General features: G+C 72.7%; 4 protein-coding genes. 1 reads left to right on the top strand and 3 read right to left on the bottom strand.

The annotated features are described in order from the left end of the window. Positions 1–603 precede the first annotated feature (603 nt). Positions 604–1284, top strand: a complete 681-nt coding sequence (locus tag D450_RS0120610; RefSeq protein WP_017540545.1) for an MOSC domain-containing protein — start codon at positions 604–606, stop codon at positions 1282–1284. Positions 1285–1516: 232 nt separating this feature from the next. On the opposite strand, the gene D450_RS0120605 is transcribed toward D450_RS0120610, so the two are convergent. From D450_RS0120605 to D450_RS0120595, 3 genes are all read right to left on the bottom strand, one after another. Further along, positions 1517–2776 (bottom strand): NAD(P)/FAD-dependent oxidoreductase, encoded by a 1260-nt coding sequence (locus D450_RS0120605; RefSeq protein ID WP_241483227.1) that lies wholly within the window; start codon positions 2774–2776, stop codon positions 1517–1519. A gap of 161 nt (positions 2777–2937) precedes the next feature. After that, on the bottom strand, positions 2938–3756 hold the full coding sequence (locus D450_RS0120600; RefSeq protein WP_017540543.1) for an SAM-dependent methyltransferase: 819 nt from the start codon (positions 3754–3756) through the stop codon (positions 2938–2940). Positions 3757–3890: 134 nt separating this feature from the next. Next, positions 3891–5378 (bottom strand): SulP family inorganic anion transporter, encoded by a 1488-nt coding sequence (locus D450_RS0120595; RefSeq protein ID WP_017540542.1) that lies wholly within the window; start codon positions 5376–5378, stop codon positions 3891–3893. Positions 5379–5961 lie beyond the last annotated feature (583 nt).

Genomic DNA, 5961 nt, shown 5'->3' with positions numbered 1-5961 from the left:
TGTGAAGTTACACCACCCGAACGGACACCATCCCGGTCGTTCCGTGTAGAGCGGACCTTCGTCCCCGCTCCCCGGCAATTCACGGAAATCCTCTACGTGGGCCCCCTCCGCGTGACAGCATGCATCTGTGCTTCCCACCGGGACCTCTCGGTGGCCGCAGCCACCGACGGCCGACTCCCCCCTAAGGCCCGGCGGCCCGGCCTTCCGGTCCCCCGAGGCCTCTCCGGAAGCATGCGCATGGCCGTCGTCGCGGCCTCGCCGTCGGGCGGCGTCCGCTGCCGGACGCCGTCTGGCAATGCGGACGAGCGGCACGGCCACGGGCCCTCTTGGCCGGCGCTGCTGCGGGGGCGGAGACACCGCTCCCGCAGTCGCCGCCCTTGCGGGGTGTACCCCGGGCGGGGGCGCCGTTCCCCAGGGCGTCCCCGCCCTCCCGCCCCTCCCCGGCCGAAGCGGTGGCGACGGGGGCGGACCTCGGACAGCCGGGTCCGCCGATCTGAGAACACCGCTCCCGGCCCGGAGAGGTCGGCGCCGCCGCATCCCCCTCCTCCCCCTCTCGCCGGGAATCCGGCCACCAGGACCCACCGGTCGCACTAGGCTGCCGCCATGCACAGCGAGGGGATCATCGCGTCGGTCAACCGGGGGACGGTCTTCCAGGCCGACTGGGCGGGCCGGATGAAGCGCACGGCGATCGACAAGCGGCCCGCCGCAGGACCGGTGGCCGTACGGCGCCTGGGGCTCGACGGGGACGAGCAGGCCGACCGGGAACACCACGGCGGTCCCGACAAGGCCGTCTACGTGTACGCGCGCGAAGACCTCGACCACTGGCAGGAGCGTCTGGGACGCGGACTGCACGACGGGGTGTTCGGCGAGAACCTCACCACCCGCGGCGTGGACGTGACCGGGGCCGTGATCGGGGAGCGGTGGCGCGCCGGGAGCGCCCTCCTGGAGGTCACCCTGCCCCGCACGCCGTGCAGGGTGTTCCAGGCGTGGGTCGACGAGCCCACGTGGGTCAAGGCCTTCACCGAGGAGGGCCGGTTCGGGGTATACCTGCGCGTTCTGAGCGAGGGCGAGGTGAGCGCAGCCGACCCGGTGGAGGTGGTGCACCGTCCCGTCCACGGGATCACGGCGGCCGCGGGCCTGGCGGCCGGACGCGGGGCCGACGCCGATCTGCTGGAGCGGATCACCGCCCTGCCGGGCGCCGCCGCCGCGTGGACGGCGGTCCTGGAGCATGCCAGGACCCGCAGCGGGCACAGGGACGGCGCGGAGGACGCGACCGGCCTGTGAGCGCGCGGCGGCCCAGCTGAGGCGTCGACGCCCTGTCGGCCGGGGACCGCGAAGGACGGTCCGCCGGGGCGGGGCGGTCCGACGGTGGACCCCCGTCGGGCCCCGGTGGAGCGCCCTCACCGGTCATCATGGCCGTCACGGCCAACTCGGACTGGATGGCCTGCATGGTCTGCACGGCAAAGGCACTGCCTGCACCACCTGCCCGTTCCGTACGACCTGAGCGCCCTTCCTCTCAGCTCCTAGAGGCTCCGGCCAGGAAGTCCTCGAACGAGAGCAGGCCCGCCTGCAGGCCGAAGAACTCGGTCACCCTCTCCGGATCTCCCGAGGCGTCCTTCATCGCTTCGGGAAGCCCCTCAGGCATCTCCCCCTTGGCCAAGGCGCTGCACGTCCGGAAGGAGACGGAGGTGGCCTGGTCGCGCTCGGCGGCGTACCCGGCCGTCGCGCGGTCGATCGCCGCCGACCCCTCGCCCAGCGCTCCGGTGAGCCGTCGGCTGAGGAGGTCGGCCTGGACGAACGCATCGGTGATCCCCAGAGCGCACAACGGGTCCTTCACGTGCCCGGCGTCGCCCACCAGCGCCCACCCCGGGCCCGAGGACGTCCGGTAGCGGTTGGCCAGATCGCCGTCGCCGACGATGCGGCTCTCCCGCCTGCCCTGGGCCAGGGCCGCGTGCAGTTCGGGGACGGTCTGACGCAGCGCCTCGGTGTAGTGGGCCTCGACATCGGACTTGACGCGACCGAACGCCTCACGGGGCCATCCCACCGCGACCACGGTGTTCCCGTCGTTGGTCGGGATGACGATGACGGTGCACCCCGCCCCCGTATGGACACGGAACCCCTCGTCGGGCAGTCCGCTCCAGTAGGCGTAGTACATGCAGCCCTGCACGCCCTCGTCCCGGTAAGGGCGGGCGCCCACCACGCGCGCAAGGGTGGAGTGCTTGCCGTCCGCGCCGATGACCACGCGCGCGCGGGCGCTGTACTCGCGGCCGCCCTCAGCGAAGGTCACTCCGGCGACACGGTCCCCCTGGTAGAGCGGGGCCCGCAGGGACGCCCCCTGGCGCACATCCGCCCCCGCCCGCGAGGCCGCCGCCACCAGGACGGCGTCGAGCTCCGTCCGGCGCGGGGCGTAGCCGGTGCGCACACCGTCGACCTCGGGCGGCCGGCCGTCGAGGACGGCCCCGGCCGCATGGAACGCGACCCGCTCGATGGGCGGGCACCCGGTGGCCAGCACCTCCTCCAGCAGCCCCCACGAGGCCAGGCGCGCGACTCCGGCATGGTGGACGTAGTGCGTGGAGACGGTGTCGCTGGGGAAGGTCGCCCGGTCCAGCAGCAGGACCCGCGCGCCGGCCCGGGCGAGCAGCATCGCCGTCGGGGATCCCGCGCAGCGCGCGCCGATGATGATGACGTCGTAGTCGTCCATGGCCTCGATCGTCCTTCGGGGGGTGAGGGCGTCGGCGCGGGCCGGGTCGGCGGGACCGCGCTGTGTGGCAGGCAACTGTAGTGGGTGGTCCGTCCCCGCGCGTGGGCCTTCGGCGAGATCGCCGCGGTTACCACCTTTACGGAGTAGATTCCCGAATGCCCGATTCACCGGCGGACGGCGCCCGCACAGGGACCGGGCTCCGAGCGGTCCGGAGCCGGGCCGTCAGGCCCAGGCACTCAGGCCTTGCGCGCCACCCCGCCGAAGCCGTCGACCTGGGGAGGCCCTCCCCCGAACGGCCCCTCCCCCGGCTCGGGGCGCCAGCGCGTCACCATGACCACGCCGGGGTCGACGACCTCCAGGCCGTCGAAGAAGGACGCGATCTCGGCAGGACTGCGCTGGACGTAGGGGACCGCTCCGCTCCGGTTGTACTCCTCGTGCGCCTCGGCGTTGGCGGCGCTGAGCACGTTGGTGCCGTCGTTGACCGTCAGGTGGCTGCCGCGCGGAAGGCCGGTCATGAGGCGCCGCACGATGTCCTGGGCCTCCCCCAGGTCGGCGATGTGCCCGAGGACCCCCATCAGCATCAGCGCCACGGGGCGGTCGAGGTCCAGGGTCGCGGCCGCCGCCTCCAGGACCGCCTCGGGCTCGCGGAGGTCGGCGTGGACGTAGTCGGTCGTCCCCTCGGGGGTGCCGACCATCAGCGCGCGGGCATGGGTCAGCACCAGGGGATCGTTGTCGACGTACACCACCCGGCACTCCGGCGCGCACGCCTGCGCGACCTCGTGGGTGTTGTCCACGGTGGGCAGCCCCGTCCCGATGTCCAGGAACTGGCGCATCCCGGCCTCTTCGACCAGGTGGCGCACGGTCCTCTTGAGGAAGGAGCGCGACTCCTGGGCCCCCTGGGCCATTCCGGGGAAGACTTCCAGGAACCGGTCCCCCGCCTCGCGGTCCACCGGGTAGTTGTCCTTGCCGCCCAGCCAGTAGTTCCAGATGCGCGCACTGTGCGGAACGCTCGTGTCGATCGCTCCGGCGCCGTGGGTGGGGGGTGTGTCCGTCATCGCTGCAGCGCTCCTGATCGTGGGACCGGGCGCCATTCTGTCCGCAGCGGGGCCGTCCCGCAATCGCGACGAGGGGCCGGACCGCCCGCAGCGCAGGCGGTCCGGCCCCTCGACCGCACCGGGACCGGGTCGGATCAGTGGCCGCCTGAGAGCGTGCCGCTCAGCTCCTTGTGCAGTTCCTCGCTCGGCACGTTCAGACCGACGACCTCCACGTCGACACCGTTCTTCTCGAACTTGTCGGTGGCGTGGTCCAGGGCGGCGACCGCCGAGGAGTCCCACATGTGGGCCCGCGAGAGGTCGATGACGACCTTGCCGACGCCCTCCTCGTGGTAGTCGAACTCCCCCACCAGCTCGTTGCTGGAGGCGAAGAACAGGTCGCCCCGGACCGAGTAGACGCGCACCCCGCCCTCCGGGTCGAGGACGCTGGTGACCGCCGACAGGCGGGCCACCCCCCGCGCGAAGATCACGGTCGAGGCGAGCACCCCGACGATGACGCCGATGGCCAGGTTGTGCGTGGCCACGACCACCACGACGGTGATCACCATGACCGCGGTCTCGCTCCAGGGCATGCGGCGCAGCGTGCGCGGGGAGATGCTGTGCCAGTCCAGCGTGGCGATGGACACGAACACCATGACCGCGACCAGGGCCGCCATCGGGATGATCGCGACGATGTCGCCGAGCACCACCACGAGCAGCAGCAGGAACACGCCGGCCAGGAAGGTCGACAGCCGGGTGCGGGCCCCCGACTTCACGTTGATCATGGTCTGGCCGATCATGGCGCAGCCCGCCATACCGCCGAAGAAGCCGGTGATGATGTTGGCCCAGCCCTGGCCGCGCGCCTCACGCCCCTTGCCGGAGCGGGTGTCGGTGATGTCGTCCACCAGCTTGGCCGTCATGAGCGACTCCATCAGGCCCACCAGCGCCAGCGTCAGCGCGTAGGGGGCGATGATCCGGAGCGTCTCCATGTTCACCGGCACGTCCGGCAGGAACGGCACCGGGAAGCTGCCGGGAAGCTCACCCATGTCGCCGACGGTGGGCACCTTCAGGCCGGAGGCGACCGTGATCACGGTCAGGACCACGATGGCCACCAGCGGCGCGGGGACGGCCTTGGTCAGCCGCGGCAGCAGGAAGATGACGGCCAGGCCGCCGGCGACCAGGGCGTACACGCCCCAGCCCTCGCCCCAGAAGTGCGGGACCTGGGCCATGAAGATCAGGATGGCCAGCGCGTTGACGAAGCCGGTCATCACGCTCGGCGGGACGAACCGCATCAGCTTGGCGACCCCGAGCAGGCCGAGGACCACCTGGAACACACCGGCCAGGATCGTGGCGGCCAGCAGGTAGTCGACGCCGTGCTCGCGGGCGAGCGGGGCGACCACGAGCGCCATGGCGCCGGTGGCGGCGGAGATCATGGCCGGGCGCCCGCCCAGGAAGGCGATCGACACGGCCATGGTGAAGGAGGCGAACAGGCCGACCCGCGGGTCGACGCCGGCGATGATCGAGAACGAGATCGCCTCGGGGATCAGCGCCAGTGCGACGACGAGGCCCGACAGGACCTCGGTGCGCAGCACGGGGAGGGAGGGGACGGTCGGTCTCCAGCGCTTCGCGGAGGTGTGCGCGGTCATGCAACCCATCTCGGCAGGGCGGCCCGGCACGACCGGGGCCGCGGTGCGGTCAACTCGGAGCACACGGGGGCGTGCCCCGTGGGAGCGGTGGTCGGGTGGGCCCGGCGCGGCCGTTCCGGCCGCGGGGCGCCGCGCGGCGCCGGTGCCGCGGAGCCGGTCCGCCCGGGTACGGGCGGAGGACGGAGAGGGCGGTGGCGGAGGGCTCGTACCGAGACCCGGGCCAACAGGAAGGAACCGCCCTGACGGAGATCAACCCGACACGGAAGAGATTACCGTTGCGTGAGGGTTGGCGTCACCCTGTGCGCATGCGACACCCCTCACAATGGCACCCCACCCGCCGCGCGGGCGGCCGCCGATCGCGTGACCGGCCCCGACCACGGCCTCCTCCCCGAGTGTGCCCCCGCCCCGTGACCGAGGCATTGCCGCACGGTCAACCCTCAGTGACCGACGCCACCGGACACGGCCGAGCCGGCGGACACCGGCGGGCGCGACCCGCTGATACTGCAACGACAGGTCGGTCGAGGAGCCGGCGGACGTCGAGGCCCCATCAGGCACCCGCCGACGCCGGTAACGGACGCGAACA

This window comes from Nocardiopsis halophila DSM 44494, assembly GCF_000341245.1.
In the GTDB taxonomy this organism is placed as follows: domain Bacteria; phylum Actinomycetota; class Actinomycetes; order Streptosporangiales; family Streptosporangiaceae; genus Nocardiopsis_A; species Nocardiopsis_A halophila.
This window is presented reverse-complemented; position numbering and strand designations above follow the sequence as displayed.

Excerpts from the sequence above, each read along its gene's own strand:
- D450_RS0120610 (WP_017540545.1), top strand. The coding sequence starts at position 604 with ATGCACAGCGAGGGGATCATCGCGTCGGTCAACCGGGGGACGGTCTTC.
- D450_RS0120600 (WP_017540543.1), bottom strand. The coding sequence starts at position 3,756 with ATGACGGACACACCCCCCACCCACGGCGCCGGAGCGATCGACACGAGC.
- D450_RS0120595 (WP_017540542.1), bottom strand. The coding sequence starts at position 5,378 with ATGACCGCGCACACCTCCGCGAAGCGCTGGAGACCGACCGTCCCCTCC.